Genomic DNA, 24,194 nt, shown 5'->3' on the forward strand with positions numbered 1-24,194 from the left:
TTTCACTCCCGCAGGTTGTCAGGCGACGTCGGCCGCTATTGCGTCGTCAAGGGATGTGAATAGTCGAAAAACAGTGTCCATCCGGGTCAGGCGAAACACCTTTTCCACGACCGGGTGAAGCCCCGCCAGATCAAGTTTTCGGTCATTCCCCAGTTGCTTCATCGATGCCACGATGGCCCCAAGGCCGCTTGAGTCGATAAATTCAACATTCGTCAGGTCCAACACGACCCTGCGCGCGCTATCCTCCGTTTCCGAGCGCATGTCGTCCTTGAACTGAATGGCCATCGCCGCATCAATGCGATTGCAGTGGACTGTTATGACCTGTGTTCCGTCGGTTGTGCTGCTGCTTAGCGCCATGGGCCATCGCCCTCCGATTCAAAATATCTCGTAGAAATACGCTAGACGGCAATTCTTACCATTCGGTATCCAGACAATGGAATTCCAAGGGAGGCGTCAAATGAACGAAGTGGTTATTGCGGGGGCGGCACGCACGCCGATGGGTGGGTTTCAGGGCATGTTCGACGGCGTAACTGCTGCAGAACTGGGTGGCGCTGCGATCCGTGCGGCTTTGCAAGGGGCTGGCACGGACACCGTGGATGAGGTGCTGATGGGGTGCGTTCTTCCTGCGGGTCAAGGGCAGGCTCCGGCCCGGCAGGCTGGGTTTGCGGCTGGTCTGGGCGAAGAGGTTCCGGCCACGACGTTGAACAAGATGTGTGGCTCGGGCATGAAGGCGGCAATGATCGCATTTGACCAGATCGCCCTGGGCCATACAGGCACGATGATCGCTGGCGGCATGGAGAGTATGACCAACGCCCCTTACCTGTTGCCAAAGATGCGCAGTGGGGCACGCATCGGGCACGGACAGGTTGTCGATCACATGTTTCTGGACGGGTTGGAAGACGCCTATGACAAAGGGCGCTTGATGGGCACCTTCGCCGAAGATTGCGCCGAAGCCTACCAGTTCACCCGCGAGGCCCAGGATGAATACGCTCTGAGGTCCTTGTCCAATGCGCTTGCTGCGCAAGAAAACGGCGCATTCGACGGCGAAATCACCGAAGTGACCGTTCAGACCCGGAAAGGCACCATGGTCTTAGCTGCGGATGAACAACCACAATCGGCGCGCCCGGACAAGATCCCGACCCTTAAGCCTGCCTTTCGCAAAGATGGGACAGTGACGGCTGCAAATTCGTCGTCGATCTCGGATGGGGCCGCTGCGCTGGTTCTTGCGTCTGCGAACGCAGCCGACGCAAAAGGTCTGACGGTCCGCGCGCGTGTTCTTGGCCATGCCAGCCACGCGCAGGCGCCGGGGCTGTTCACGACAGCGCCAGTCCCGGCAGCGCAAAAACTCTTGGCGCGCATAGGATGGGACAAGGAAGATGTGGACCTGTGGGAAGTGAACGAGGCTTTCGCCGTGGTCCCCATGGCCTTCATGCACGAGATGGGCCTGCCGCGCGACAAAGTGAACGTCAATGGCGGAGCCTGCGCGCTTGGCCACCCCATCGGCGCGTCCGGGGCGCGTATTATGGTGACTTTGCTGAATGCGCTGGAAAAGCGTGGCCTAAAGAAAGGCGTCGCGGCCATCTGCATTGGCGGCGGCGAAGGCACGGCAATCGCGATCGAACGGGTTTGACGCTTCGGCTATTTCGAAATACTTCGGGGGTCTCGGGGGCAGCGCCCCCGCCCACCTTACCGTAAGCTGAAATCATGGCCCTCGACTACGACACGCTCGCCAAGACCATTTCCTCACTGACCGAGGGAGAAACGGATCAGGTCGCCCTCATGGCGACGATTGCGTGTGAGGTGCACCATGCCGATGACCGTTTCGACTGGACCGGGTTCTATCGCGTTACCGAGCCCGGCCTGCTGAAGATCGGCCCGTATCAGGGTGGTCACGGGTGTCTTGTCATTCCCTTCGAGCGCGGCGTTTGCGGTGCAGCAGCCCGCACGGGCGAGGTTCAGCTGGTTCCCGATGTTGATGCGTTTCCGGGGCATATCGCCTGCGCCACATCCACCCGATCCGAACTTGTTTTGCCGGTGCACGACGCGACTGGCGAGATTATCGGTGTGTTTGATATCGACAGTGATCAACCTGATGCGTTTACAGACGTCGACGCTAAAAATCTGGGTCGGATTTTGGATGCGGTCTTCAGGCGCTAAGTTCCGTGTTGCGCCTTGGCTATGCTGCGTTCGCGCGACCAAATGACGATGCCACAAATGGCGACGAAAGACAGAATCGCATCAACCAGAATCAGCGCGTTGCTAAGTGACAACCCATCGCCGAGGGCACTCAGTAGGTCGAACAGACAATAGAGCACGAACAGAACCGCAACCCAGACTTTTTCACGTACCAATCCAGCGCGAAACGCCATCAGAATTGGAATGCCTAAGGCCATCAGAAGGGCAACGTTGATACCACTTTGTTCGTTAAACCCAACTGCAATTCCAAGAGCGAACGCAACCATCAGGACATTCAGCCAGATCATGTAGCGGATGGCGCGCAAGGTGAGTTCCATTGATATCTCCTGACAAACTAGGCCGGTGCCATTAGAGAGTGGCGTCGCGTGAAAGTAGAACAAAGGCCGCACATTGTACGGTAAATATCAGTACCAGCCGAACCGTGAACCCGCGTTTGCGCGACTTGTGACTGAAAATCCAACGCCCTAACAAGGCACCCGGGCTACCCCCAGCTATGGACAGCCAAAGCAGTCGGCGCTCAGGCACACGCCGTTTTCTACGGCGGGCGCCCAGCTTATCCCAGCCAAAAGCCACAAGTGTCAGGCCATTGATAGCCCACAGGTAAAGCACCGCAATCCACATGGGGCGTGGATAGCGAAACAGAGACCGGCACCCAAGTGAAAAAACACTTGGAATTTTCATCGAATCAAGGCACCGTGAAAAACAGGGAGAAAATTTCACGATACCTCGGAGTGGCCGATGAACAGCCAAGCCCCTCATAGCGCCTCGCTCGGAGCGGACATTCGTGCGCTGCGCAAGGCTCGGGGTTTGACATTGACCGAAACTGCAACGCGACTGGATCGATCGGTGGGTTGGCTCAGCCAGGTCGAACGCGACATGTCCGAACCCACGATTTCGGACCTGCGGCAATTGGCAGATTGCTTGGGTGTTCCAATGTCCATGCTGTTTGGTCAGTCTGCTGCTCCGGTCGAAGAGCAAGGGTATGTTGTTCGCGCGGGGTCGCGTCGTCCGATGGGCTCTGGTGAAGAAGGGCTGATCGAAGAGCTTCTCTCGCCCGATCTGACCGACGATTTCGAGATGGTGCATTCCACGTTCGAGCCCAAGTCCAGCATGCAGACGCCCGCGCACCGGCCCACGCAAGAGGTCGGATATATCGTGTCCGGTCGGCTGGATCTAACCATCGGAGGCCGCACATTTACGGTCGGTCAGGGCGACAGTTTCCGCATCCGCCACGAACCCTTTCAATGGTCCAACCCTTACGATGAGCCCGCTGTCGCCGTCTGGGTCATCGCCCCGCCGGTGTACTGATGAGTTTCGAGGCCTGGACCATATTCGCGCTGTTCTGGGTGGTCTTTGTGACCACTCCGGGACCAAATGCCGTCAATTGCATTTCGAACGGGATGAGCTTGCGGTTCTCGAAGGCGATGCTGGGCGTGCTGGCGATCTTGACCCAGGCTAGCGCGTTTCTGATCCTGTCGGCGTTGGGCGTCACCGCGCTGATCGCGGCTTCGCCCACCGGGTTCTTTGTTGCCAAGCTGATCGGTGCCGGGTTCCTGATCTGGATGGGTGTGCGAGGCTGGATCAACGCCAGCAAACCTGCGCCCGCCTCTGAACGCCCTGCGCGGCATGTCTATCTGCACGCTCTGGCCGTCGCCACGATTAATCCCAAAAGCGTGGCCGGATATCTCGCCGCCTTTTCGCAGTTCGTGCAGCCCGAAGTGCCGATCTGGCAGCAAATGACAATTATCATGCCGACGGCGCTGGTCATCACGACGCTCAGTTATACCGGGTTCACCCTGTTGGGTGCGCTGATGGGCAAGGCGGCTTTGGGTGCCGTGTTCAACATCTGGGTTCGCCGGGTCATGGCGACCTGTTTCATCATCTACGGCGTGTTGCTGGGCACCAGCTCGACGCCTGCAGCAAAGGGGTAACGATATGCACACTGGTTCCTGCCTCTGTGGCAAGGTTGCGTTCACCATTGACGGAGACCTCACCCCGCCCAACGCGTGTCACTGCGGTCAGTGCCGTAGGCAGTCGGGGCATCTTTGGGCCTCGACTGTCACGCATCAGGGCAATCTCAGCTTTACCTCCAGCGACACGTTGGGGTGGTTTCGGGCCTCGGACATCGCAAAGCGGGGCTTTTGCAGCGCCTGTGGTTCGTTCCTCTTCTGGCAACACAATGACGAGGACACGATCGCAATTTCTGTGGGCTCATTGGATGAACCCACCGGGCTGAAACTGGCCCAGCACATCTTTGTCGCCGACAAGGGCGACTACTACGACATCCAGGACGATCTGCCCCAGCGGGCACACTAATAGGGAACCAAACACATGAGTGATTTTCCAACAAAGGCCCGCGTGGTCATCATCGGTGGCGGCGTCGTCGGCTGTTCATCCCTTTACCATCTGGCCAAGAAGGGCTGGACCGACTGCGTTCTGTTGGAAAAGAACGAACTGACGGCAGGCTCCACGTGGCACGCGGCTGGTAACGTGCCGACGTTTTCGAACTCCTGGGCGATCATGAATATGCAGCGCTATTCGACCGAGCTGTATTCGCGACTGGCCGAAGAGGTCGATTATCCGATGAACTACCACGTCTCGGGTTCGATCCGTCTGGCGCATAGCAAGGAACGGATGCAGGAGTTTGAACACGCGATGTCCATGGGCCGGTATCAAGGCATTCCGATGGAGATGTGGACTCCGGAAGAGGCCAAGGAACGCTATCCGTTCCTTGAAACCCACGACCTTGAGGGCGTTCTGTACGACCCGACCGACGGCGACATCGACCCGGCGCAGCTGACGCAAGCATTGGCCAAGGGCGCGCGGGACATGGGGCAAAAGATCATCCGCTTTTGCCCAGCGACAGGTGTGACACAGCACGATGACGGAACTTGGACCGTTCACACCGAAAAGGGCGATATCGCCTGTGACTATGTAGTCAACGCTGCCGGATACTACGCACAGCGTGTGGGCGAATGGTTCAAACCGTTTGGTGGGCGCACCGTTCCGGCGATGGTCATGAGCCACCAGTACCTGCTGACCGACGAAGTGCCAGAGGTCGAGGCGTGGTCGAAAGAACATGGTGGCAAGCTGCCGCTGCTGCGTGACGTCGACATCTCGTACTATCTGCGGCAGGAGAAGAACGGCTTCAATCTTGGTCCCTATGAGCCCAACTGCAAGGGCCACTGGATGACCGAAGACGATCCGATGCCCGAGGATTTCAGCTTCCAGCTGTGGAACGACGATCTGGACCGGATCGAGGATATCGTCACCGACGCGATGGAGCGGGTGCCGCTGATGGCAACCTCTGGCGTGGGTCGGGTGATCAACGGGCCGATCCCATATGCGCCAGACGGGCTGCCCCTGATCGGGCCAATGCCCGGTGTGCAGAACGCGTTCGAGGCGCACACCTTCACCTTCGGCATCGCGCAGGGCGGTGGCGCTGGCAAAGTGCTGGCCGAATGGATCGTCGATGGCGCGACCGAATGGGACATGTGGGCCGTCGATCCGCGCCGCTACACCGACTACACCGATCAGGACTACTGCAACCAAAAGGGCATGGAGGTTTACGGCAACGAATACGCCATGCACTTCCCGCATCACGAATGGCCCGCGGCGCGGGACAAGAAGCTGTCTCCGGTTCATGACAAGATCAAGGAACTGGGCGGCGTCATGGGCGCCTATAACGGCTGGGAGCGTGCCAACTGGTTCGCCAAGCCGGGCGACGATACCTCGCTGGATGCGACGCATACATGGGGTCGGTCTGGTCCGTGGGAGCAGCGGGTCAAAGAAGAATGCGAGGCGGTGCGCGACCATTGCGGCGTGCTGGACCTGCCGGGTTTCTCGCGGTTCATGGTGAACGGCGAAGGCGCTGCCGAGGCGCTGCGCGGGCTGGTCGCGGGTGGTCTGCCCAAGGTGGGCCGGATCAACCTGGTCTATATCGCCGACGACCGGGGTCGTATTCTGACCGAGATGTCCTGCTTGCGCTTGGGCGAAGATGAGTTCGTCATGATCACCGCGGCTACTGCGCAATGGCACGACCGCGACATTCTGAAATCAGTGATGCCGGCAAATGTCTCTGTCGAGGATATCACTACGACCCGCGACACGCTGATCGTGACCGGCCCAAAATCGCGGGACATCCTGTCAGGGCTGACCGATGCCGACCTGTCGCTGGGCTGGCTGACCCATCAGGCGGCCACCGTCGCCGGGAAACCTGCCCATCTGATCCGCGTGTCGTTTGCAGGCGAGTTGGGGTGGGAAGTCCACGCCCTTAACGACGACATGCCTGCGATCTATGACGCAGTCCTGTCCGCAGGGGCCAAGCCCTTTGGCATGTATGCGCTGAACTCGCTGCGCATTGAAAAAGGTTACCGTGCATGGAAGGGCGATCTGTCGACCGATTACTCGCTGCTTGAAGGCGGGCTGGGGCGGTTCGTCAAGCTGGACAAGCCGCAGGACTTCCCGGGCAAGGCCGCGATCCTGAACGAAAAGCAGCAGGGGGTGAAGAAGTCTTTTGTCACCCTGACGGTCGAGGCCGGTGAGTGCGACGCGCCCTATATGTCCTGCATCTGGCAAGGCGATCAGATTGTAGGTGAAACCACATCGGGCGCATGGGGCTACCGCGTAGGCAAGTCCATCGCGCTGGGTATGGTCAAGTCGGAACTGGCAAATCCGGGCACCGCGCTGGAGGTCGAAATCTTCGGTCAGAAATACCCTGCCGTGGTGCAAGAGGATCAGCCCCTTTGGGATCCTGCCAACGAGCGGCTGCGGGCCTGATCCATGGCGGTTCCAAGCGTCATGCAAGGCGTCTACCTGACCTGCCACGGCGGGCCAGAGGCGCTGGAATGGCGTGAGGATATCCCCGTGCCGCAACCCGGGCCTGATCAAGTACTGGTCCGGGTCGCGGCGGCCGGGGTGAACAACACCGACATCAATACAAGGGTCGGATGGTATTCGTCGGACGTGACCGGAGCGACCGATGCCGTCGATCAGGAGGTCGAGGCCGGGGGCTGGGGCGGCGCGCTGCGGTTCCCTAGGATTCAGGGCGGTGACTTGTGCGGCATCGTGGAAATCGCTGGTCCCGAAACCGGGTTTCAACAGGGTCAACGCGTGACCTGTCCGATCAACCTACCGCGCCCGAGCCCCGGCAATCCGACCGGGTTTATCGCGCTTGGGTCCGAGATTGACGGCGCATTCGCGCAATATTGCGTGGTGGACGCGTCGGATTTGTACGACGTATCTGCCTCGTCTCTATCCGATGCTGAAATTGCCGCCATCCCTTGCGCCTTTGGTACAGCTGAAAACCTGCTGACCCGCGCTGGCGTCACGGCAGGTCACAAGGTTCTAGTCACCGGAGCCTCGGGCGGCGTTGGGCTCGCCGCAGTGCAACTGGCGACGATCAGAGGCGCGCGCGTTTATGGCGCGACCAGCCCCGCCAAAGCGGATGTGGTCAAGGCACAAGGGGCCGTGGATACGTTCGATCGGAACGCGCCCTTGCCCAAGGATAAATTCGACGTGGTGATTGACGTCGTTGGCGGTCCATCATGGTCCGGCTTGATCTTAGCGCTCAAGCCCGGCGGTCACTATGCCGTTTCCGGGGCTATCGCTGGACCGATGGTCCAGGCTGATCTGCGCGACATCTACCTGCGCGACATTACGATCCACGGTTGCACACATCAGGCATTTGAGGTCTTCGGGCGTCTGGTTGATCTGATGAATACAGGTCGGCTTAAGCCGCTGATCTCAAAGACATACCCGCTAAAAGACATTGCCCGCGCGCAAGAGGATTTTCAATCAAAAACGCTGCCGGGCAAACTGGTGCTTATTCCATGAGGACGACGGAACATGGCTGATATCACCCTTCTTGATGGCTCAATCGGGCAGGAATTGATCAAGCGCAGCGGCGACAAACCTACGCCGCTCTGGTCGACGCGGGTGATGATCGACAGGCCCGAGATTTTGGCCGAGGTGCACGATGCCTATTTCCGGACCGGAGCGACGGTCGCTACCACTAACACCTATGCCATTCACCGTTCGCGCCTTGTGCGCGAGGGGATCGAGGATCAATTGCCAGCCCTGATCGATGCCGCTTTGTCTGCAGCCGAAAAGGCGCGAGTTAAAAACGGTGGGCGCATCGCAGGCGCGCTAGGCCCGCTTCTGGCCACCTACCGCCCTGATTTGAACCCGGACACAGACGACGCGGCTGAGAAGTTCGGCGAACTGGCTGAGATGATGGCAGATCGTGTCGATCTGTTTTTGATCGAGACGGTGTCCTCGATTCAGGAAGCGGAAGGCGCCCTAAGTGGTGTTGAAGGATGCGGGAAACCGGTCTGGATCGGCTTTTCGGTCAAGGACGACGATGGAACCCGATTGCGGTCCGGCGAACCGCTCTCCGATATCCAGCCACTCATGTCGAAATTTCATCCCGCTGCGCTGCTGATCAACTGTTCCCGCCCTGAAGCGATTCCGGCGGCGTTGGACATATTGGCCCCGATGGGACTGCCGTTTGGGGCCTATGCCAACGGGTTCACTGGGATCACGGATGGCTTCCTGGAAGACGCCCCAACCGTCGATGCACTGCAACAACGCACCGATCTTGGACCCGCGGCTTACGCCAAGCACGCAATGGGTTGGGTCGATCAGGGAGCCACGATTGTAGGCGGTTGCTGCGAGGTCGGCCCCGACCATATCGCCGCTCTTGCGCACCAGCTTCGCGACGCCGGTCACCGGATCGTCTGATACACAACTCTGAAAGACAGGAAAAGGCACCCAGATGGTTGATCTTCCCAGCAAGGCCCGTGTGGTCATCATCGGCGGCGGCGTCATTGGATGCTCGGTCGCGTATCACCTGACCAAGAAAGGCTGGTCAGACGTTGTCTTGCTGGAGCGCAAGCAGCTGACCAGCGGCACAACATGGCACGCGGCGGGTCTGATCGCACAGCTGCGGGCAACGGCGAACATGACCAAACTGGCGAAGTATAGCCAAGAGCTTTACGGCGCGCTGGAAGAAGAGACCGGCGTTGCCACCGGGTTCAAACGCTGCGGCTCGATCACTGTTGCCCTGACTGATGAGCGCAAGGAAGAGATCTATCGTCAAGCCGCCATGGCGCGGGCTTTTGGGGTCGAGGTCGAGGAAATCTCGAATGAACGCGTCAAGGAGATGTACCCGCATCTGAACATCGAGGATGTCAAAGGTGCCGTCTATCTGCCGCTGGACGGGCAGGGTGATCCGGCAAACATCGCGCTGGCGCTGGCCAAAGGCGCGCGGCAACGCGGCGGCATCGTTAAAGAGCGGGTGAAGGTTACTGATATCGTCAAGCAGGGCCGTTCGGTTACGGGCGTGGACTGGGTCACGGATGACGGCAGCGCGTCCGGTCACATCGAATGCGACATGGTGGTGAATTGCGCTGGCATGTGGGGTCATGAAGTTGGCCGGATGGCGGGCGTCAATGTCCCTCTGCACGCATGCGAGCATTTCTATATCGTCACCGAAGGCATCGACGGACTGACCCAGTTGCCGGTGCTGCGCGTGCCGGATGAATGCGCCTATTACAAGGAAGATGCAGGCAAAATCCTGCTGGGAGCATTTGAGCCAAACGCCAAGCCTTGGGCGATGAATGGCATCCCCGAGAGTTTCGAATTCGACCAACTGCCCGAGGATTTCGACCATTTCGAACCTATCCTTGAGGCGGCAGTGAACAGGATGCCCATGCTTGCCGAGGCAGGGATACATACGTTCTTCAACGGACCGGAATCCTTTACGCCCGACGATGCCTATCACCTTGGCCTCGCGCCCGAGATGGATAACTATTGGGTCGCGGCCGGGTTCAACTCGATCGGTATTCAATCCGCTGGAGGCGCAGGCATGGCGTTGGCCGAGTGGATGGATTCAGGTGAGAAACCCTTTGATCTGGGCGACGTGGACATCAGCCGCATGCAGCCTTTTCAGGGCAACAAACAGTACCTCTTCGAGCGCTCGAAAGAGACGCTGGGCCTGCTCTATGCCGACCACTATCCCTATCGTCAAAAGGCCACCGCGCGTGGGGTAAGGCGCACTCCGTTCCATCATCATCTGTTGGACAACGGCGCGGTTATGGGTGAACTGGCCGGATGGGAGCGCGCCAACTGGTTTGCCAATCCGGGTCAGGAACGCGAATACCAATACAGTTGGAAACGTCAGAACTGGTTCGAGAACTCGGCTGCCGAGCACAAGGCTGTGCGCGAGAATGTCGGAATGTATGACATGTCCTCCTTCGGCAAAATCCGCGTCGAAGGCCCCGATGCCGAGAGGTTCATGAACTATATCGGCGGCGGCGACTACTCGGTTCCCAATGGCAAGATCGTCTATACGCAGTTCCTGAACCGCGCAGGCGGGATCGAGGCTGACGTCACCGTAACCCGCCTGACCGAGGCCGCCTATCTGGTCGTCACCCCTGCGGCCACCCGTCTGGCTGATCAGACCTGGATGCAACGCCATGCAGGCAACTACAACGTGGTTATCACTGATGTCACAGCGGGCGAAGGCGTTCTAGCTGTGATGGGACCAAACGCGCGTGCCTTGCTCGAAAAAGTCTCACCCGCCGACTTCTCGAACGCGACGAACCCGTTTGGTACCGCGCAGGACATTGAGATCGGTATGGGACTGGCCCGCGTGCATCGCGTAACATATGTGGGCGAATTGGGATGGGAGGTGTACGTCTCTTCCGACATGGCAGGCCACGTATTCGAAACATTGCACGCAGCAGGAGAGGATATGGGGTTGAAGCTTTGCGGCATGCATATGATGGACAGCTGCCGGATCGAAAAGGGCTTCCGCCATTTCGGGCATGACATCACTTGCGAGGACCATGTGGTTGATGCTGGGCTTGGCTTTGCTGTCAAGGTGGACAAAGGGTGTGATTTCATCGGGCGTGAGGCCGTGATTGCACGCAAAGAGAGCGGGCCAAAGAACCGGCTCGTGCAATTCCGGCTGACCGATCCGGAACCATTGTTGTTCCACAACGAACCCATCGTTCGGGATGGCGAATACGTGGGCTATCTGAGCTCGGGCAACTATGGGCACACGCTGGGCGGTGCTGTTGGTCTGGGCTACGTACCGTGCGAGGAGGAAAAGGCAGCGGACGTATTGGCTTCGACCTACGAGATCGACGTCTGCGGCGTAAAGGTTCGGGCCGAGGCTTCGCTGAAGCCGATGTATGACCCAAAATCCGAGCGCGTGAAAGTTTGAAGCGGGTAGGGGGCTCTGCCCCCGCCGCGGCAAGCCGCGACTCCCCCGGGATATTTGGAGCCAGATGAAGCAGGGGATCCGATCTTCATCTGGCCAGAAATATCCCGGAGCGCGAGGCAGAGCCTCGCATATCAATGGTGTGGCTTGCGACCAGCCTTGTAATTTTGCCGAAAGGTGATCGTTTTTTTGCGCTTTTACTTTGGCACCGGCTGCGTTCGGTTTTTCGATCAATTTGGAGGCGTGGTTTTGTTTCTACCGATCCCTACGGATTTGGTGGGATGGAACGTTCGCCAGATGCGGCTTCATTTCGCACGCAGCAGACCAGCGGTTTGAGCCGCCCAGATGGCATAAGCTTTGGGGCTGGGGTGATACCCGTCTGGAGCCGCCAGCGCTGGGTCCTCGGGCAGATCAAGCGCCAGGTGGCGGGCTTGGGAAAAACGCGAAGTGACCTCTTGCAAGCCTTCGTTCAACCGTGATGCCTGCCGCCCCAAGACCCAAGCCAGAGGTTGGGGCAGAGCCGGAAACCGGTGCATTTGCGGGACCCCAGTGACAACGATACGTTTCACGCCCAGTTGGCCAGTGATCAGATCTAAAAGGCGGTTTTGCCGTTCGACGAACCGCTTGCGCGTCACGCCCCGCGTCACATCGTTGACCCCCAACGCCGTGACCGCCATGTCAAATTGCCCGGGCAGGACGCTCAGTCGATCGATTGTGTCCTGAGTGGTGTGCCCCGTTGTCGCCTCCAGCCGCCACTCGACCGTGTAGTGCGGTGATAGTTCCCGCACCAGACATCCGGACAGAGCTTGCGTCTGTGTGCCTGCACCGACACCGGCGGCTGAGCTGTCACCGGCGATCAGCAAGCGCAGCCGAGGGCCGCGTCCCGCGCGCCCTTCGCGGGGACCAGAGGGTTCGGGCAGCAGCTGCGCCTTGCGCCGGATGGAAAACCCCTGCACGGCGAGAACTGGCAGCAGAGGCACGCGCAGCACTTGGTCCACTGCGAACGGCATGGTCAGCTCAATGCGTTTTTGAATTCCAGAAACCGGGCGTCAGTCTTGACGCGGGCCATGATCGCTTCGCGTAGCGCTCCGATGGTCTTGTAAGGGCGCATAACGACCTCGAATTCCTGAATCAGCCCGTCGTCATTCAGCGTGATCAGATCGACGCCGACCGCATCAAGGTCGCCGACCTTGCATTGAAACTCCAGCGCCCAGTCATTGCCGTCCCCCATGATCCGGCGATAACGAAAATCGGAAAAGACCTGGGCGACATGGCCCAGAACAGCCGCCACCGGAGCGCGGCCAGTCCAGGTGCTGAAGTAGGTAGGGGGCAAGAACCGAGCATCCTCGGCCAGCAATTCATGGATCAGGCTTTCATCGCCCTTTGCGACAACATCCTGCATGCGTTCGATTGTTGGGTGCATATGGGTTCCTCCGACTTGTGTGACAAGTTACTGAACGGATCCGTTCAAACAAGGCCGACGTTGCGGGAAGTTGTGCGCTGCGATAGGCAGGCCCGCATGAGCGAGACCTATGACCCCCCCATGACGCCGCTGGATGTGCTGCACGAGGATGCGCAACTGATCGTGGTGAACAAACCCTCGGGGCTGCTGTCCGTACCGGGGCGCGGCGCGCATCTGGCCGATTGCCTGTTGCGCCGGGTGCAGGAGGCGTTTCCGCAGGCTCTGTTGGTGCATCGGCTGGATCGGGATACTTCGGGCGTAATGGTCTTTGCCCAGACACCGCACGCGCAGCGGCATCTGGGGTTGCAATTCGAAAACCGCCAGACCCGCAAGTCCTATGTCGCACGCGTCTGGGGGCATTTGGCGGGCAAGGCGGGAACGGTGGATTTACCACTGATCGTGGATTGGCCGAACCGACCCCTGCAGATGGTGTGTCATGACACGGGCAAGCCCGCCATCACCGACTGGCGGGTGGTGAAACATGAAGGCCAAGCAACGCGGGTGCGGTTGTTTCCCAAGACCGGGCGCTCGCATCAGTTAAGGGTGCACATGAAGGCGCTGGGTCACCCGATTCTGGGTGACCCGTTTTACGCAGAAGGCGCGGCGCGGGATTTCCCGCGCCTGATGCTGCATTCGGAAGAGCTGCGCTTGAAAAACCCCGAAGGCGGTGTCGCGATGAAGTTTCGCGCCAAACCGGATTTCTAGGCGGTTCGCGTCCAGAATACCTTGAGATTGCCCAAGGAAAATCGGCGCGTGCGTCGCGACGGGGCGCAGGGCTGGCGGGCGGCCATGATCTCTCGTTCGATCTCGAACCCGCGCAGATGGTGATCTTGCGCCCAGCGGTCCAGTTTCAGGGTCATCAGAACGTGATGGTCTCGGCTTGGCATGGGGATTCTCCTTTCCTTTGTGCCCACACTGGCCGATTACTCCTGACACCACCCTGTCAGGGGGCTGTGCTAGAGTGTCAGCAGAAAACCCGGAGACCGAGATGCGCCGTTCCACCCGCCTGTTTGAAATCATTCAGATTTTACGCGCCGCGCAGGCCCCGGTTACGGCCGACGCTCTGGCGGAGAAGCTGGAAGTGTCAGTGCGGACTGTCTATCGCGACATAGCCGCCCTTCAGGCGCAGCGGACCCCGATCGAGGGCGAGGCCGGGGTTGGTTATCTGATGCGGCGCGGATATGACCTGCCGCCGCTGAATTTCGACGCCGAAGAGGTCGAGGCGTTGTGGGTCGGCCTGTCGATGTTGGCGCGGACCGGGGACAGCACTCTGCAACAGTCTGCCGACCGCGTTTGCCGCAAGATCGAAGCCTTGCGCGCGCCCGCCGATTGGTTGCAGGTCGCGCCGTGGGGGGCGCCTGCGGATGATCCTGCGAAAGGGTGCGTTCCGGTCGTAAACTATCGCGAGGCGATCCGCGCCGAGCGCAAGATTCGCATCACCTATGTCAATTCCGAGGGTGCGCGCACCGAGCGTATCGTCCGGCCCGTGGCGCTGATCTATCACATCGAATGCACTATGCTTGCGGCATGGTGCGAATTGCGAAACGGGTTCCGGCACTTCCGCACTGACCGCATATGGGCTTGTGACCTGATTGAAGATCACTTTTGTGGGCAAGGTGAGCCATTGCGTGCGCTCTGGCAGGAACAAAACCAATGGAACGAAGCGGCGAAAGCCCAGTGAACGGCGTTTAATTGCCGAGTTCACCGCATTGTTGCTTGTGGCGCGGGCCCGGCAGCGCGATAAACTTGCCCAAACAACGCTGACCCGATGAACGGGTCTCAGAGCAGAAGGTGATTTCATGACGATTTCCAAGTTTTGTGTTGCGGTTGGGCTAAGCTCCGTCCTGGTGCTGGGCGCTTGTACGGACCCTGGTACGCTGAACCTGCCCTCCGATCCCAACCAGAACGCAAAGCAAGGCGCGCTTTTGGGTGGCCTTGTCGGGGCGGGTGTTGGCGCGATTGCCAACGATTCCGATCCGCTGTTGGGCGCATTGGCCGGTGGGGCCATCGGGGCCGCAGGTGGCGGAGTGATCGGCAACCAGCTGGACCGGCAGGCGGCTGAACTGCGGCAGCAACTGGCCAATGACGGGATCACCATCACCAATGCCGGTGACCGGCTGATCGTGACCGTACCCAATGACATTACATTTGCCACTGACAGTTCGACGGTCAATCCGGCCTTGCGCGCCGACCTTGTGCGCGTGGGGCAGAACCTGACCCGGTATCCCAATTCCAGTGTGCAGGTCATCGGGCATACCGACAGCGATGGTGAGGCATCCTACAATCAGGGCCTCTCGGAACGCCGCGCGCAATCGGTCGCTGATATTTTGCTGGCCAATGGCGTGAACAGCGGCCGTATCTCGACGATTGGTCTGGGCGAAAGCCGTCCTGCTGCCTCGAACTTGACGCCCGAGGGCAAGGCGCGCAACCGCCGGGTCGATATCGAGATCATCCCCAACGGCCGCGCTTGATCCTAACGGTCCTGCACACTGACTGCGCGTCAACCGGGCTTTGGCGCGCAGCATTCTCGGGCTAACTATGAGGAAACACCCCAACGGAGTTTCTTCATGTCCGAACCGATCCTGCTCAGCCTGTCCGGCTCATTGCGCCAAAGTGCCACCAACCGCAAATTGCTGCGCGAAGCGGCGCGGTTGTTCGATCCCGGCACACATATCGAGGCGGAACTGAACCTGCCCTTGTATGATGGCGATCTGGAAGAGGGCGAGGGCATACCCGAAGCAGTGCAGCTTTTGTCCGACCAGATTGCGCAGGCCCACGCGGTAATCATCTCGACCCCGGAGTACAACAAGGGCCCGTCCGGAGTGCTGAAGAACGCGCTGGACTGGGTTAGCCGCACCAGCGGTAGGCCTTGGGCTGACAAACCGGTGGCCGTAATGTCCGCCGCAGCGGGTCGCGCCGGGGGAGAGCGGGCGCAGATGGTGTTGCGCAGCTATATGGTCCCATTCCAACCACGCATTCTGCAAGGTCCCGAAGTGCATCTGGCCAGCAGTTCCAACGAGTTCGATGAACAAGGCAGGCTGGTGAGCGATCGCTATGAAAGCACCTTGCAGACCCTGATGCAAAAACTGCGGGCCGAGGCGGGGTTCTGACCCTGCACACGGCTTGTTCGCAGCGGATGTCTTACCTAGTCTGACCCTATGGCAGAAGACAATCAGACCGATGTTCTTGATCCGGCGCGGGCCTGTGCCTTGCAGGTGGCGTTGGGTCAAGAAGCATCGATCGCGGCCGGGTCACCTTTGCCGCCGTTCTTTCATCAACTCTATTTCTGGTCGCCGCAGCCACCCGCGCGTCTGGGCCGCGACGGACATCCAAAAGTTGGGGGTCTGATCCCCGATCTGGGCCTGCCCCGTCGGATGTGGGCCGGAGGGCGGTTGACTTTTCACGCGCCGCTGATCGCTGGCACACAGGCTGAACGCCGTTCGAGCTGCGAAAGCTCAGCGATGAAAACCGGGCGCAGCGGGCCGCTTGGCTTTGTCACCCTGCGGCACGAAATCTGGCAGGGCGACGCGCTGTGTCTGACCGAATGGCAGGATTTGGTTTATCGTTCAGACCCGTCTCCGTCCGAGGTTAAGCCCACGCCTCCGACAGCGCGGACAGATGAAACCGATGCAAAAGACGTGCCCTTCGATTCCACATTGCTGTTCCGCTACTCCGCGCTCACCTTCAACGGGCACCGAATCCACTACGATCTGGACTATGCGCGCGAGGTAGAAGGATATGGCGGGCTGGTCGTGCACGGCCCTTTGCTGGCGCAACTGCTGATGCTCTTTGCGCAAGACTTGCTAGGTCCGCTGGAGCAATTTGCGTTTCGGGCATCATCGCCCCTAATGCACTTTGAAGCGGCGACACTGTGCCGGAACGGGACATCCCTGTGGGTGCGCGGCCCGGATGGTCGCCAATGCATGAGCGCCGACGCGCTGCCCCGTTCAAAGTGAGGCCTCGGGTCGGAAATCCTCAGGGATCGTGTCGCGGTCGTCCAGCACCAGATCAGCCATGACCTCGGCCACTTTGGGGGCCATTCCAAAGCCGATCTTGAACCCTCCGTTCGCGATGAACTGACCCGTGTGAAGGGGGTGAGCGCCCAGCATCGGCGCGCGGCTCTTGCTGCGCGGGCGCACCCCGGCCCAACGCTCGATGACTTCGGCTCCGTGCAGCACTGGCACCGCCTGCATGGCGCGGTCCAGAAGGTCGTCCAGCGCGGTGTCGGTGCTGGTTGGGTCGTCATAGTCGCGTTCCGAGGTCGAGCCGATGGCCAGCGTGCCGTCTGCGTGCGGCACAAAATGGATCGCGTCCGCGAACAGTTGCGGAACCTCTCCGGCATCAAAACGCAGCAAGGCAGCCTGACCTTTGACACCGTTGCCAACCGTCTTGCCGAACGCGGCGCTGAGTTCTTGTAGCCCGGCCAATCCGGTCGCATGGATGACCTGCCCTCTGTCTGGTGCGTCGGTCACTACCTCGACGCCCATCACGGCCAGCGCAGACACCAATGCGGCGCAGGCGCGGCGGGGGTGCATCCGGGCGCTCAGCGTGTCGTGGATCACGAATCCAGTCGGGCTGGGCGGGGACCATGCGCCGAGGTCCGAAGTTTTAACCACACGCCAATCGGCTCGACCTTGCCAAAGCTCTGCAGCCGTGGTCGCGCGGGCATGGGCCAGGTCCAGCGTGCGGTCGTCTGCAATGGGCTGCAGGCGACCCAAACGGGCATAGCCCGGTGAGACGCCTCCGGTCGCCTCGACCTGGGTCCAGAACGGTTGTGCCATGATCAGACTGTCGAATTGAAAGGCTTTCTTGGCGTTCCAGTTCTCGGGCACATGCGGGGCGAGCGCGCCGACCAGGCCTCCGCTGGACCCGGAACCGGGGCCGAAGGGATCGACCACCTGCACCTTTGCCCCGCGTCGCGCGCAGGTCCAGGCGATGGACAGGCCAAAGATGCCCGCGCCGCGCACCGTCACATCGACCATTGCCAAACCCCTTTTCCTTGTTCAGTGTCGCGCCGCTTAGCTACAGGATTTCCCGATGGCAGACCAGCATGCCGAACTGACCTGGAGAGAGGGTCAGATCCCCGTCTCGGATCGCTTTGACGACCCCTATTTCTCGCTCCAGAACGGGCTGGAGGAGACGCGGCATGTGTTTCTTGCGGGTAACGACCTGCCCGCACGGTTCGAGCCGGGGTTTCGCATTGCCGAGCTGGGGTTCGGAACCGGCCTGAATATGCTGACCGTCTGGTCCGAATGGGAAAAGGCAGGGCTGACTGAACCACTGACCTTCACCAGTTTCGAAGCCTTTCCGATGGCGCGCGAGGATATGTCTCGCGCTTTGGCGGCATTTCCGGAACTGATGCCTTGGACGGAACGATTTCTGGCCGAATGGCAGGGTGGTGCCTGCGATCTGGGAACGCTGCGGCTGGAAGTGATCGAAGGCGATGCCCGGCACACGCTGCCTGCCTGGTGGGGCCAAGCAGATGCCTGGTTTCTGGACGGGTTCTCGCCCGCCAAAAACCCCGAGCTGTGGGGCGCGGACCTGATGCAGCATGTGGCTGATCACACCGCACCGGGCGGAACAGCGGCCACCTATACGGCCGCCGGGTTTGTGCGCCGTGGGCTGGAAGACGCCGGTTTCTCGGTCACCCGCGCACCGGGTTATGGCCGCAAGCGCCATATGACCCGGGCTGTCAAACTATGAGCCAGCAAAACAACAGCCGCGCCGGGATTGCGCTGATGATCGCGGCCACGGTGGTGTTCGCAATGCAAGACGGCATCTCGCGTCATCTTGCCGGAACCTACAACACTTACATGGTGGTGATGGTCCGCTACTGGTTTTTTGCGGCATTTGTGATTGCGCTAGCCCTACGCGCGCCCGGAGGCATTGCGGCGACGGCCAGTACCAGCCAGCTTGGCTTGCAAATCCTACGCGGCGTGCTGCTGGCCGGAGAGGTCTGCGTCGCCGTTTACGCCTTTACCATCCTCGGTCTGATCGAAAGCCAAGCCGTATTTATCTGTTACCCTCTATTGGTCGCCGCGCTCAGCGGTCCGGTTCTGGGCGAGCAGGTCGGTTGGCGGCGGTGGATGGCAATCGGAGTGGGCTGCGTCGGGGTTCTGATCATCCTTCAGCCGGGCATGGGCGTGTTCAACCCTTTGGCCGTGATCCCCTTGATTTCGGCCCTGATGTTCGCCGTTTACGCCCTGTTGACCCGCTATGCCGCCCACCGCGACAGCACGGCGACCAGCTTTTTCTGGACTGGCATCGCCGGGGCCGCCGCCATGACCGTTGTTGGCGTGTGGTTCTGGGAGCCGATGGTGGGCGGCGATTGGCTGTGGATGGGCCTGCTGTGCCTCAGCGGTGTTCTGGGGCATTGGCTGCTGATCAAATGCTATGAGATGGCCGAGGCGAGCGCCGTGCAACCCTTCGCCTATTTCCACTTGATGTGGAGCGCGATCCTGGGGATCTCGGTCTTTGGCGAAACGCTGCGGCCCGCAGTGGTGATCGGGGCCGCATTGGTCATCGCTGCAGGCTTGTTCACCCTATGGCGCGAACGCCGCCAGGGTTGAGCCCGTCAGCTCTTGCGAGAAGGGCACCGGCAAGGCGGGTTTACCCAGACGGGCGCGATAAACGGGCAGGCTTTCGGTCACGCGCATCACATAATTGCGGGTCTCGCTGAACGGAATGGTTTCGATCCAGTCGACCATGTCGATCTCACCCCGGCGCGGATCGCCATAGCGGTCCATCCACGAGATCGGCCTGCGCGGTCCGGCGTTGTAGCCTGCGGACATCATGACCACGTTGCCGTTGAAATCTGCCGCGAGGCTGGACAGGTAGTTTGCACCCAGCTTGGCGTTATACTGCCAGTCCGATGTCAGCTTGCCCGTCTTGTGGCCGCCGAGGATGCCCATGTTCCTGGCCACCAGCTTGGCCGTCGCGGGCATCACCTGCATCAGGCCACGGGCACCGGCCCCGCTGACCACAACAGGGTCAAACTCACTTTCACGACGGGCGATGGCCAATGTCATCTCTTGCGCCATTGGCAGGCCCAGGTCGGCCACCGGATGCACCGGGTAATAGGCCGCGGGAAGGACAACGCCGGTCTTTGCCGCCCGTTTGGCAATCATGACGGCCAGATGCGGCTCTTTCAATTCGATGACCAGATCGCCCAGCTGATTGGCTTGGGTTTCGTCCATGCCCTCGACCAGATGAGTCAGAAAGCGTTCGGACAGATTGTCTTCGCCCGCCCGCAGCAGCAACAGCCCGGCCTCAAGCACGCTCGAGTCCGCAAATCGGGCTTGTTTCCAATGCGGCGCGCGCCGGGGATTTGCCAGTTCGCTGTCGAAGGGCCGCCCGATCCGTTCGGCAGCCAAAAGCCCATAGAAAGAGGTCTGATAGTCGGCCCCGGCGGAATATGCCTCGTATGCTTTGTCCGCATCCCCTTTCGCGGCATAGGCCCGACCCAGCCAATATCCACCGCGTCCTTTCGAGATGGGCGATTGCACCGCGTCCGAGAAATTCTGAAAATGCCGCACTGCTGTCGCCGGATCGTTCATCTTTCGCAGTGCCAGAAACCCGGCCAGCCACTCCAGATCGGCATAACCATAGCCCATCTCGGGCGTCATATGATGGTTTGCGGCGATTCTGTAAGCCTTTGAGGCGCTGCCATTGCGCATCTCAAGCCGAGCTAGCCGACGCCGACCCTCGGCCCATTTGTCCGGCTCTCCCAAAGCGTCCGGCCCGGTCGAGCGCGCCAGCATCAGGTCAATCGCGCTGTCGTCCAGTTCCTTCTTGTCGCGCCAGACAAACCTGTCAAAGGCCAATCCCGGCGAATTCGCCAGCGATTTTGGCACCGCCGCGACTTTGCCATCTACACCGGGTTGGCGTTTTTGCAGCGCTATGCGTGCCTCGGCCAGTTTACGTTGATCCGTGCTAACCAGCGGCAACATCTGCCCCGCGCTGACCAGATGCCGATCCCACAGCATTCGATCCAGCCGCGCTGTGTGGTGAGGTTTCAGGACCTTGCCGAAGTTTTCCAAATAGGTCTTCTGCAGGCCCGACCCCATCGGCATCGTGCGCCAGGCAGTCACGATATCCGCCTCGGCATCGCCATGACGCCCCTGTGCCTTTAGAGCAACGGCGTAGTTGAGTGCCCCTTCGGCGGTTTGCGGCGGCACGTTCGCATAGAATTTCACCACCCGGTTGGGATCAGTGCCGGTGAAGGCGGGTTCGCTTTTGCGCCGCAACCATGCCAGTCCGGGCCAGTCAGGACGGCGGTCCAGAAAAACCAGCACATCGCCAGAGCTGCCGAACCCTTCGCGCAGCCAGTGCCAGACGATGATGTCCCGCGAAACCGAACCGCGCGCGCCCGATGTCCGCAGCGCCGCGTTCCAGTCGCCCTTGCGCATCTCATAAAGCCCCGCGCGCAGGTCGCCGACCGCATCGGCCTGTGCCGATCCGATCGATCCCAGAATCACTGCCGTCAAAAGCGCCAGAATGCGTGTCATGCCTTGCATTTCCCAACCAACCAAGGATAGAGCCATTCAGGATAAACCTTGCGCCGCCGGGATCAACTCGGATCGCCATGATTGTGATGGCCCGTGACGCAAAAACTGCAAACTGCACCTTAAGGAGCGTGTCATGTTCAAAGGCTCGATGCCCGCCCTCGTCACCCCGTTTTCAAACGGCGCGTTGGACCTGGTTACGCTCAAACAGTTGGTAGACTGGCAGATCAAGGAAGGTTCGACCGGGCTGGTGCCGGTGGGAACGACGGGCGAAAGCCCCACGCTCAGCCACGAGGAACATGAAACCGTTGTGGCCGAGGTCGTAAAAGCGGCGGCTGGCCGTGTGCCGGTGATCGCGGGTGCAGGCTCGAACAACACTGTCGAGGCAATTCGGTTTGTGCAATTCGCGCAAAAGGTTGGTGCGGATGCGGCGCTTGTCGTTACGCCATATTACAACAAGCCGACGCAAAAGGGCCTGATCGCGCATTTTCGCGCGCTGCACGACTGTGCTGAAATTCCAATCATAATCTACAACATCCCCGGTCGCTCGGTCATCGATATGACGCCCGAAACCATGGGGGAACTGGCCAAACTGCCGCGTATCGTTGGCGTCAAGGATGCCACCGGAGATTTGGCCCGCGTCAGCCAGCAGCGTGCAACCTGCGGGCCAGACTTCTGCCAGCTTTCGGGCGAGGACGGAACCGCGCTGGGTTTCAACGCCCATGGGGGTGTCGGCTGTATTTCGGTCACCGCCAACGTCGCGCCCAAACTCTGCGCTGAGTTCCAGCAGGCAACATTGGCCGGAGATTATGCCAAAGCGCTGGCCTACCAAGACCGCCTGATGCCGTTGCATGAGGCCATCTTCATCGAACCGGGCCTTGTTGGCGCAAAATACGCTCTTAGCAAATTGGACCTGTGCAGCGCCGAGGTGCGTTCGCCTCTGTCGCCGCTGGAGGACAGCACAAAATCGGCCATCGATGCGGCAATGGCGCATGCTGGCCTGATCTGAGTACGAACAAGGGCGGCCTCGATCCTTCGTCGTCGCCCTGGCCGCACCCGAATCTGACCTTCGTCCGGCCTGAGACGAATCGGCGAGGCACGCCTGGCCGCAACGCGGCAGAGCCCGATCAGCGCTTGCCGTAATACAATCCCACCACATGTTCCGCCTGCGCAAAGAACAGCCAGCGGGAAATGGCCACACCGGTCAGATGCGATAGTACCGCCAGCAACGCGAAGATGTGTTTGATCACCACACCCGAGACCGGAATCACGATCAGCAGGATCGGAAGCGCAAACGCCAAAGCAAAAGAAATTATCCTTAGCTTCTGCGCATGTTTTCGTCCGACCACATGGACAAACTCACGCAGCAGATAGTTGGTGCCCGTGTGTGGCGGCTCAAAGGCGCGCACTGCGCCCCTGCCTCCCAGCCCGGTCGCTGTGCCCAGTGTGGTACCCGAACGGGTCAGCGCGCCGTCGCCCTTGGCCCAATAGGCAAGTTGAACGGCCCCGGCGATTGCCAACAGCCAGGGGGCCAGTGCCTCGGCCCCAGCCAACAACGCGCCACCTGCCAGGCTGAAGGACAGAAACATCGCGGGGGTCAGGTTCATATTCCAGCGCGGGATCGTTTTTAACTGCGTGTAGATCATCGAAGTGGTGAAGACGGTCGCAAGGCTCAGGATCGCGCCCAGCCAACCCAGAAAGGTCCAATGACTATGCAGAAACACCGCGCCAAATGCGTAAATCCCCATGAGGACGAGCGCGGCAACCGCGCAGACGCCCTCGCGGCTCAGCCAGCTTGACCGCCATTGACTGAAAGCCTTCCAGGCGCGTTCTGGATGACCCAGATGGAAAGTTGAGGCCAACAACCCGCCCACGGCCAGACCAAAGGCGATGAAGTAGAAAACGAACGCAACAAATCCGATCACCGGCGGCTGGCCGAGGCCAAGAAAGAATAGCAGGCCGAATCCCAGACCGGATAGCGTGGTAAAGAGAATGACGGAAGGGGCTGGATGCATCAGAGTTTCTCCAGCGTCTTGTCGAGCCAGCCCAGGAACCCTTTGGGCTCGTCCGCGACCGGGGCCAGCAGCGGGGCGAGGATGTCGATCTGATCCTCGATCTGATCCTTGGGTCGGGGCGGCAGGTATTTGTTGACGGGCTTGGTGCCCATCTCGGGCATCAGGTCCATGCCGCCCCGTTCGGCGACCAGTTTGCTGACATCGCTGTCCGGATCACTGAAGTCTCCGAAATGGCGCGCGCCGGCGGGGCAGGTGCGAACGCAGGACGGCACCCGATCCACTTCGGGCAGGTTTTCGTTATAGATGCGATCGACGCAGAGGGTGCATTTCTTCATCACGCCTTCAGCCATATCCATCTCGCGTGCGCCATAGGGGCAGGACCAGGCGCAGAGTCCGCACCCGATGCAGTCGCTTTCATTGACCAGAACGATTCCGTCTTCGACGCGCTTGTAGCTGGCCCCGGTTGGACAGACAGTGACGCACGGGGCATCTTCGCAATGCAGGCAGGATTTGGGGAAGTGGATCAGCTGGGCCGGACCCTCGGCAGGCTGTACTTCGTAAGAATGCACACGGTTCAGGAAGGTGCCTGAAGGGTCGGCGCCGTATGCGTTCTGATCCGAGAGGGGCGCACCGTAGTTTTCGGTGTTCCAGCCTTTGCACGAGATCACGCAGGCGTGGCATCCGACGCAGGTATCGAGGTCGATGACAAGGCCCATTTTCCGTTCGGTTTGTTGGGGGAGCTGGGTCATGTGGGGCGGCCTCCGCGCGGGTGATGAGGGCGGGAGCGAGGG

The 24,194-nt window shown here is 60.4% G+C and carries 27 protein-coding genes; 17 read left to right on the forward strand and 10 right to left on the reverse strand.

The features are described from left to right. Positions 1 to 18: 18 nt before the first annotated feature. Positions 19 to 357 (reverse strand): STAS domain-containing protein, encoded by a 339-nt coding sequence (locus ACR0CR_RS11095; protein WP_480598967.1) that lies wholly within the window; start codon positions 355 to 357, stop codon positions 19 to 21. 100 nt (positions 358 to 457) lie between these two features. On the opposite strand from ACR0CR_RS11095, the gene ACR0CR_RS11100 reads away from it, so the two are divergent. Both ACR0CR_RS11100 and ACR0CR_RS11105 read left to right on the forward strand, forming a co-directional pair. Beyond that, positions 458 to 1,630, forward strand: coding sequence for a thiolase family protein (locus ACR0CR_RS11100; protein WP_480598969.1), 1,173 nt, complete (start codon positions 458 to 460; stop codon positions 1,628 to 1,630). A gap of 74 nt (positions 1,631 to 1,704) precedes the next feature. After that, entirely contained in the window at positions 1,705 to 2,157 is a 453-nt protein-coding gene (locus ACR0CR_RS11105) for a GAF domain-containing protein (RefSeq protein WP_480598970.1), read from the forward strand. Here the strand turns inward: ACR0CR_RS11105 and ACR0CR_RS11110 are convergent. Continuing rightward, entirely contained in the window at positions 2,154 to 2,513 is a 360-nt protein-coding gene (locus ACR0CR_RS11110) for a hypothetical protein (RefSeq protein ID WP_480598972.1), read from the reverse strand. The two genes, ACR0CR_RS11105 and ACR0CR_RS11110, sit on opposite strands and share 4 nt — an antisense overlap. A gap of 31 nt (positions 2,514 to 2,544) precedes the next feature. Beyond that, complete coding sequence (locus tag ACR0CR_RS11115; RefSeq protein WP_480598973.1) at positions 2,545 to 2,955, reverse strand: DUF1294 domain-containing protein; 411 nt, start codon at positions 2,953 to 2,955, stop codon at positions 2,545 to 2,547. Here ACR0CR_RS11115 and ACR0CR_RS11120 point away from each other — a divergent pair. The 7 genes from ACR0CR_RS11120 to ACR0CR_RS11150 are packed head-to-tail and all read left to right on the forward strand — an operon-like array spanning position 2,935 to position 11,425. Continuing rightward, complete coding sequence (locus ACR0CR_RS11120; RefSeq protein ID WP_480598975.1) at positions 2,935 to 3,504, forward strand: helix-turn-helix domain-containing protein; 570 nt, start codon at positions 2,935 to 2,937, stop codon at positions 3,502 to 3,504. The genes ACR0CR_RS11115 and ACR0CR_RS11120 overlap by 21 nt on opposite strands. After that, the gene (locus ACR0CR_RS11125; protein WP_480598977.1) at positions 3,504 to 4,127 is read left to right on the forward strand and encodes a LysE family translocator; all 624 of its coding nucleotides are present in this window, start codon (positions 3,504 to 3,506) and stop codon (positions 4,125 to 4,127) included. The genes ACR0CR_RS11120 and ACR0CR_RS11125 overlap by 1 nt, the downstream gene beginning before the upstream one ends. A 4-nt stretch (positions 4,128 to 4,131) precedes the next feature. After that, on the forward strand, positions 4,132 to 4,512 hold the full coding sequence (locus ACR0CR_RS11130; protein WP_480598979.1) for a GFA family protein: 381 nt from the start codon (positions 4,132 to 4,134) through the stop codon (positions 4,510 to 4,512). A gap of 15 nt (positions 4,513 to 4,527) precedes the next feature. Next, the gene (locus ACR0CR_RS11135; protein ID WP_480598980.1) at positions 4,528 to 6,975 is read left to right on the forward strand and encodes a GcvT family protein; all 2,448 of its coding nucleotides are present in this window, start codon (positions 4,528 to 4,530) and stop codon (positions 6,973 to 6,975) included. Positions 6,976 to 6,978: 3 nt separating this feature from the next. Continuing rightward, complete coding sequence (locus ACR0CR_RS11140; RefSeq protein WP_480598982.1) at positions 6,979 to 8,031, forward strand: alcohol dehydrogenase family protein; 1,053 nt, start codon at positions 6,979 to 6,981, stop codon at positions 8,029 to 8,031. A 12-nt stretch (positions 8,032 to 8,043) separates the two neighbouring features. Beyond that, positions 8,044 to 8,937 carry a homocysteine S-methyltransferase family protein gene (locus ACR0CR_RS11145; RefSeq protein ID WP_480598983.1) on the forward strand — a complete coding sequence of 298 codons (894 nt, stop codon included), beginning with the start codon at positions 8,044 to 8,046 and terminating at the stop codon, positions 8,935 to 8,937. Positions 8,938 to 8,971: 34 nt separating this feature from the next. Beyond that, on the forward strand, positions 8,972 to 11,425 hold the full coding sequence (locus ACR0CR_RS11150; RefSeq protein ID WP_480598985.1) for a GcvT family protein: 2,454 nt from the start codon (positions 8,972 to 8,974) through the stop codon (positions 11,423 to 11,425). A gap of 302 nt (positions 11,426 to 11,727) precedes the next feature. Here the strand turns inward: ACR0CR_RS11150 and ACR0CR_RS11155 are convergent, their stop codons facing one another. Together ACR0CR_RS11155 and ACR0CR_RS11160 are read right to left on the reverse strand one after the other, a co-directional pair. Beyond that, positions 11,728 to 12,432: an SGNH/GDSL hydrolase family protein gene (locus tag ACR0CR_RS11155; protein WP_480598987.1), complete on the reverse strand. Its 705-nt coding sequence runs from the start codon at positions 12,430 to 12,432 to the stop codon at positions 11,728 to 11,730. Between the two features lie 2 nt (positions 12,433 to 12,434). Beyond that, positions 12,435 to 12,845 carry a nuclear transport factor 2 family protein gene (locus ACR0CR_RS11160; protein WP_480598989.1) on the reverse strand — a complete coding sequence of 137 codons (411 nt, stop codon included), beginning with the start codon at positions 12,843 to 12,845 and terminating at the stop codon, positions 12,435 to 12,437. A gap of 96 nt (positions 12,846 to 12,941) precedes the next feature. Here ACR0CR_RS11160 and ACR0CR_RS11165 point away from each other — a divergent pair, with 96 nt between their 5' ends. Further along, on the forward strand, positions 12,942 to 13,589 hold the full coding sequence (locus ACR0CR_RS11165; protein ID WP_480598991.1) for an RluA family pseudouridine synthase: 648 nt from the start codon (positions 12,942 to 12,944) through the stop codon (positions 13,587 to 13,589). Here ACR0CR_RS11165 and ACR0CR_RS11170 read toward each other — a convergent pair. Next, the gene (locus ACR0CR_RS11170) at positions 13,586 to 13,771 is read right to left on the reverse strand and encodes a hypothetical protein (RefSeq protein ID WP_480598993.1); all 186 of its coding nucleotides are present in this window, start codon (positions 13,769 to 13,771) and stop codon (positions 13,586 to 13,588) included. The two genes, ACR0CR_RS11165 and ACR0CR_RS11170, sit on opposite strands and share 4 nt — an antisense overlap. Before the next feature lie 101 nt (positions 13,772 to 13,872). Here ACR0CR_RS11170 and ACR0CR_RS11175 point away from each other — a divergent pair, with 101 nt between their 5' ends. The 4 genes from ACR0CR_RS11175 (at position 13,873) to ACR0CR_RS11190 (ending at position 16,840) form a co-directional block, all read left to right on the forward strand. Then, positions 13,873 to 14,565 carry a helix-turn-helix transcriptional regulator gene (locus ACR0CR_RS11175; protein WP_480598995.1) on the forward strand — a complete coding sequence of 231 codons (693 nt, stop codon included), beginning with the start codon at positions 13,873 to 13,875 and terminating at the stop codon, positions 14,563 to 14,565. Between the two features lie 118 nt (positions 14,566 to 14,683). Further along, positions 14,684 to 15,355: a YiaD family glycine zipper/OmpA-like lipoprotein gene (locus ACR0CR_RS11180; RefSeq protein WP_480598997.1), complete on the forward strand. Its 672-nt coding sequence runs from the start codon at positions 14,684 to 14,686 to the stop codon at positions 15,353 to 15,355. A gap of 96 nt (positions 15,356 to 15,451) precedes the next feature. Beyond that, positions 15,452 to 15,994, forward strand: coding sequence for an NADPH-dependent FMN reductase (locus tag ACR0CR_RS11185; protein ID WP_480598998.1), 543 nt, complete (start codon positions 15,452 to 15,454; stop codon positions 15,992 to 15,994). A 48-nt stretch (positions 15,995 to 16,042) separates the two neighbouring features. Then, positions 16,043 to 16,840, forward strand: coding sequence for an HTD2 family dehydratase (locus tag ACR0CR_RS11190; protein WP_480598999.1), 798 nt, complete (start codon positions 16,043 to 16,045; stop codon positions 16,838 to 16,840). Here the strand turns inward: ACR0CR_RS11190 and ACR0CR_RS11195 are convergent. Next, the gene (locus ACR0CR_RS11195) at positions 16,832 to 17,866 is read right to left on the reverse strand and encodes an NAD(P)/FAD-dependent oxidoreductase (RefSeq protein ID WP_480599000.1); all 1,035 of its coding nucleotides are present in this window, start codon (positions 17,864 to 17,866) and stop codon (positions 16,832 to 16,834) included. The genes ACR0CR_RS11190 and ACR0CR_RS11195 overlap by 9 nt on opposite strands. Before the next feature lie 55 nt (positions 17,867 to 17,921). On the opposite strand from ACR0CR_RS11195, the gene mnmC2 reads away from it, so the two are divergent. Beyond that, positions 17,922 to 18,587, forward strand: coding sequence for a tRNA (5-methylaminomethyl-2-thiouridine)(34)-methyltransferase MnmC2 (mnmC2, locus tag ACR0CR_RS11200; protein ID WP_480599002.1), 666 nt, complete (start codon positions 17,922 to 17,924; stop codon positions 18,585 to 18,587). Beyond that, positions 18,584 to 19,453 (forward strand): DMT family transporter, encoded by an 870-nt coding sequence (locus ACR0CR_RS11205; RefSeq protein WP_480599004.1) that lies wholly within the window; start codon positions 18,584 to 18,586, stop codon positions 19,451 to 19,453. Before mnmC2 ends, ACR0CR_RS11205 begins: the two co-directional genes overlap by 4 nt. Here the strand turns inward: ACR0CR_RS11205 and ACR0CR_RS11210 are convergent. Then, positions 19,427 to 21,391: a lytic transglycosylase domain-containing protein gene (locus ACR0CR_RS11210; RefSeq protein ID WP_480599006.1), complete on the reverse strand. Its 1,965-nt coding sequence runs from the start codon at positions 21,389 to 21,391 to the stop codon at positions 19,427 to 19,429. The two genes, ACR0CR_RS11205 and ACR0CR_RS11210, sit on opposite strands and share 27 nt — an antisense overlap. Before the next feature lie 133 nt (positions 21,392 to 21,524). On the opposite strand from ACR0CR_RS11210, the gene dapA reads away from it, so the two are divergent. Continuing rightward, the gene (gene dapA, locus ACR0CR_RS11215; RefSeq protein ID WP_480599008.1) at positions 21,525 to 22,397 is read left to right on the forward strand and encodes a 4-hydroxy-tetrahydrodipicolinate synthase; all 873 of its coding nucleotides are present in this window, start codon (positions 21,525 to 21,527) and stop codon (positions 22,395 to 22,397) included. 118 nt (positions 22,398 to 22,515) lie between these two features. Here the strand turns inward: dapA and ACR0CR_RS11220 are convergent, their stop codons facing one another. Both ACR0CR_RS11220 and ACR0CR_RS11225 read right to left on the reverse strand, forming a co-directional pair. Continuing rightward, positions 22,516 to 23,403: a dimethyl sulfoxide reductase anchor subunit family protein gene (locus ACR0CR_RS11220; protein ID WP_480599010.1), complete on the reverse strand. Its 888-nt coding sequence runs from the start codon at positions 23,401 to 23,403 to the stop codon at positions 22,516 to 22,518. After that, the gene (locus ACR0CR_RS11225; protein WP_480599012.1) at positions 23,403 to 24,152 is read right to left on the reverse strand and encodes a 4Fe-4S dicluster domain-containing protein; all 750 of its coding nucleotides are present in this window, start codon (positions 24,150 to 24,152) and stop codon (positions 23,403 to 23,405) included. The genes ACR0CR_RS11220 and ACR0CR_RS11225 overlap by 1 nt, the downstream gene beginning before the upstream one ends. Positions 24,153 to 24,194 lie beyond the last annotated feature (42 nt).

This window comes from Ruegeria sp. AM2 (assembly GCF_056540685.1).

Excerpts from the sequence above, each read along its gene's own strand:
- ACR0CR_RS11095 (WP_480598967.1), bottom strand. The coding sequence starts at position 357 with ATGGCGCTAAGCAGCAGCACAACCGACGGAACACAGGTCATAACAGTC.
- ACR0CR_RS11100 (WP_480598969.1), top strand. The coding sequence starts at position 458 with ATGAACGAAGTGGTTATTGCGGGGGCGGCACGCACGCCGATGGGTGGG.
- ACR0CR_RS11105 (WP_480598970.1), top strand. The coding sequence starts at position 1,705 with ATGGCCCTCGACTACGACACGCTCGCCAAGACCATTTCCTCACTGACC.
- ACR0CR_RS11110 (WP_480598972.1), bottom strand. The coding sequence starts at position 2,513 with ATGGAACTCACCTTGCGCGCCATCCGCTACATGATCTGGCTGAATGTC.
- ACR0CR_RS11120 (WP_480598975.1), top strand. The coding sequence starts at position 2,935 with ATGAACAGCCAAGCCCCTCATAGCGCCTCGCTCGGAGCGGACATTCGT.
- ACR0CR_RS11115 (WP_480598973.1), bottom strand. The coding sequence starts at position 2,955 with ATGAGGGGCTTGGCTGTTCATCGGCCACTCCGAGGTATCGTGAAATTT.
- ACR0CR_RS11125 (WP_480598977.1), top strand. The coding sequence starts at position 3,504 with ATGAGTTTCGAGGCCTGGACCATATTCGCGCTGTTCTGGGTGGTCTTT.
- ACR0CR_RS11130 (WP_480598979.1), top strand. The coding sequence starts at position 4,132 with ATGCACACTGGTTCCTGCCTCTGTGGCAAGGTTGCGTTCACCATTGAC.
- ACR0CR_RS11135 (WP_480598980.1), top strand. The coding sequence starts at position 4,528 with ATGAGTGATTTTCCAACAAAGGCCCGCGTGGTCATCATCGGTGGCGGC.
- ACR0CR_RS11140 (WP_480598982.1), top strand. The coding sequence starts at position 6,979 with ATGGCGGTTCCAAGCGTCATGCAAGGCGTCTACCTGACCTGCCACGGC.
- ACR0CR_RS11145 (WP_480598983.1), top strand. The coding sequence starts at position 8,044 with ATGGCTGATATCACCCTTCTTGATGGCTCAATCGGGCAGGAATTGATC.
- ACR0CR_RS11150 (WP_480598985.1), top strand. The coding sequence starts at position 8,972 with ATGGTTGATCTTCCCAGCAAGGCCCGTGTGGTCATCATCGGCGGCGGC.
- ACR0CR_RS11155 (WP_480598987.1), bottom strand. The coding sequence starts at position 12,432 with ATGCCGTTCGCAGTGGACCAAGTGCTGCGCGTGCCTCTGCTGCCAGTT.
- ACR0CR_RS11160 (WP_480598989.1), bottom strand. The coding sequence starts at position 12,845 with ATGCACCCAACAATCGAACGCATGCAGGATGTTGTCGCAAAGGGCGAT.
- ACR0CR_RS11165 (WP_480598991.1), top strand. The coding sequence starts at position 12,942 with ATGAGCGAGACCTATGACCCCCCCATGACGCCGCTGGATGTGCTGCAC.
- ACR0CR_RS11170 (WP_480598993.1), bottom strand. The coding sequence starts at position 13,771 with ATGCCAAGCCGAGACCATCACGTTCTGATGACCCTGAAACTGGACCGC.
- ACR0CR_RS11175 (WP_480598995.1), top strand. The coding sequence starts at position 13,873 with ATGCGCCGTTCCACCCGCCTGTTTGAAATCATTCAGATTTTACGCGCC.
- ACR0CR_RS11180 (WP_480598997.1), top strand. The coding sequence starts at position 14,684 with ATGACGATTTCCAAGTTTTGTGTTGCGGTTGGGCTAAGCTCCGTCCTG.
- ACR0CR_RS11185 (WP_480598998.1), top strand. The coding sequence starts at position 15,452 with ATGTCCGAACCGATCCTGCTCAGCCTGTCCGGCTCATTGCGCCAAAGT.
- ACR0CR_RS11190 (WP_480598999.1), top strand. The coding sequence starts at position 16,043 with ATGGCAGAAGACAATCAGACCGATGTTCTTGATCCGGCGCGGGCCTGT.
- ACR0CR_RS11195 (WP_480599000.1), bottom strand. The coding sequence starts at position 17,866 with ATGGTCGATGTGACGGTGCGCGGCGCGGGCATCTTTGGCCTGTCCATC.
- mnmC2 (WP_480599002.1), top strand. The coding sequence starts at position 17,922 with ATGGCAGACCAGCATGCCGAACTGACCTGGAGAGAGGGTCAGATCCCC.
- ACR0CR_RS11205 (WP_480599004.1), top strand. The coding sequence starts at position 18,584 with ATGAGCCAGCAAAACAACAGCCGCGCCGGGATTGCGCTGATGATCGCG.
- ACR0CR_RS11210 (WP_480599006.1), bottom strand. The coding sequence starts at position 21,391 with ATGACACGCATTCTGGCGCTTTTGACGGCAGTGATTCTGGGATCGATC.
- dapA (WP_480599008.1), top strand. The coding sequence starts at position 21,525 with ATGTTCAAAGGCTCGATGCCCGCCCTCGTCACCCCGTTTTCAAACGGC.
- ACR0CR_RS11220 (WP_480599010.1), bottom strand. The coding sequence starts at position 23,403 with ATGCATCCAGCCCCTTCCGTCATTCTCTTTACCACGCTATCCGGTCTG.
- ACR0CR_RS11225 (WP_480599012.1), bottom strand. The coding sequence starts at position 24,152 with ATGACCCAGCTCCCCCAACAAACCGAACGGAAAATGGGCCTTGTCATC.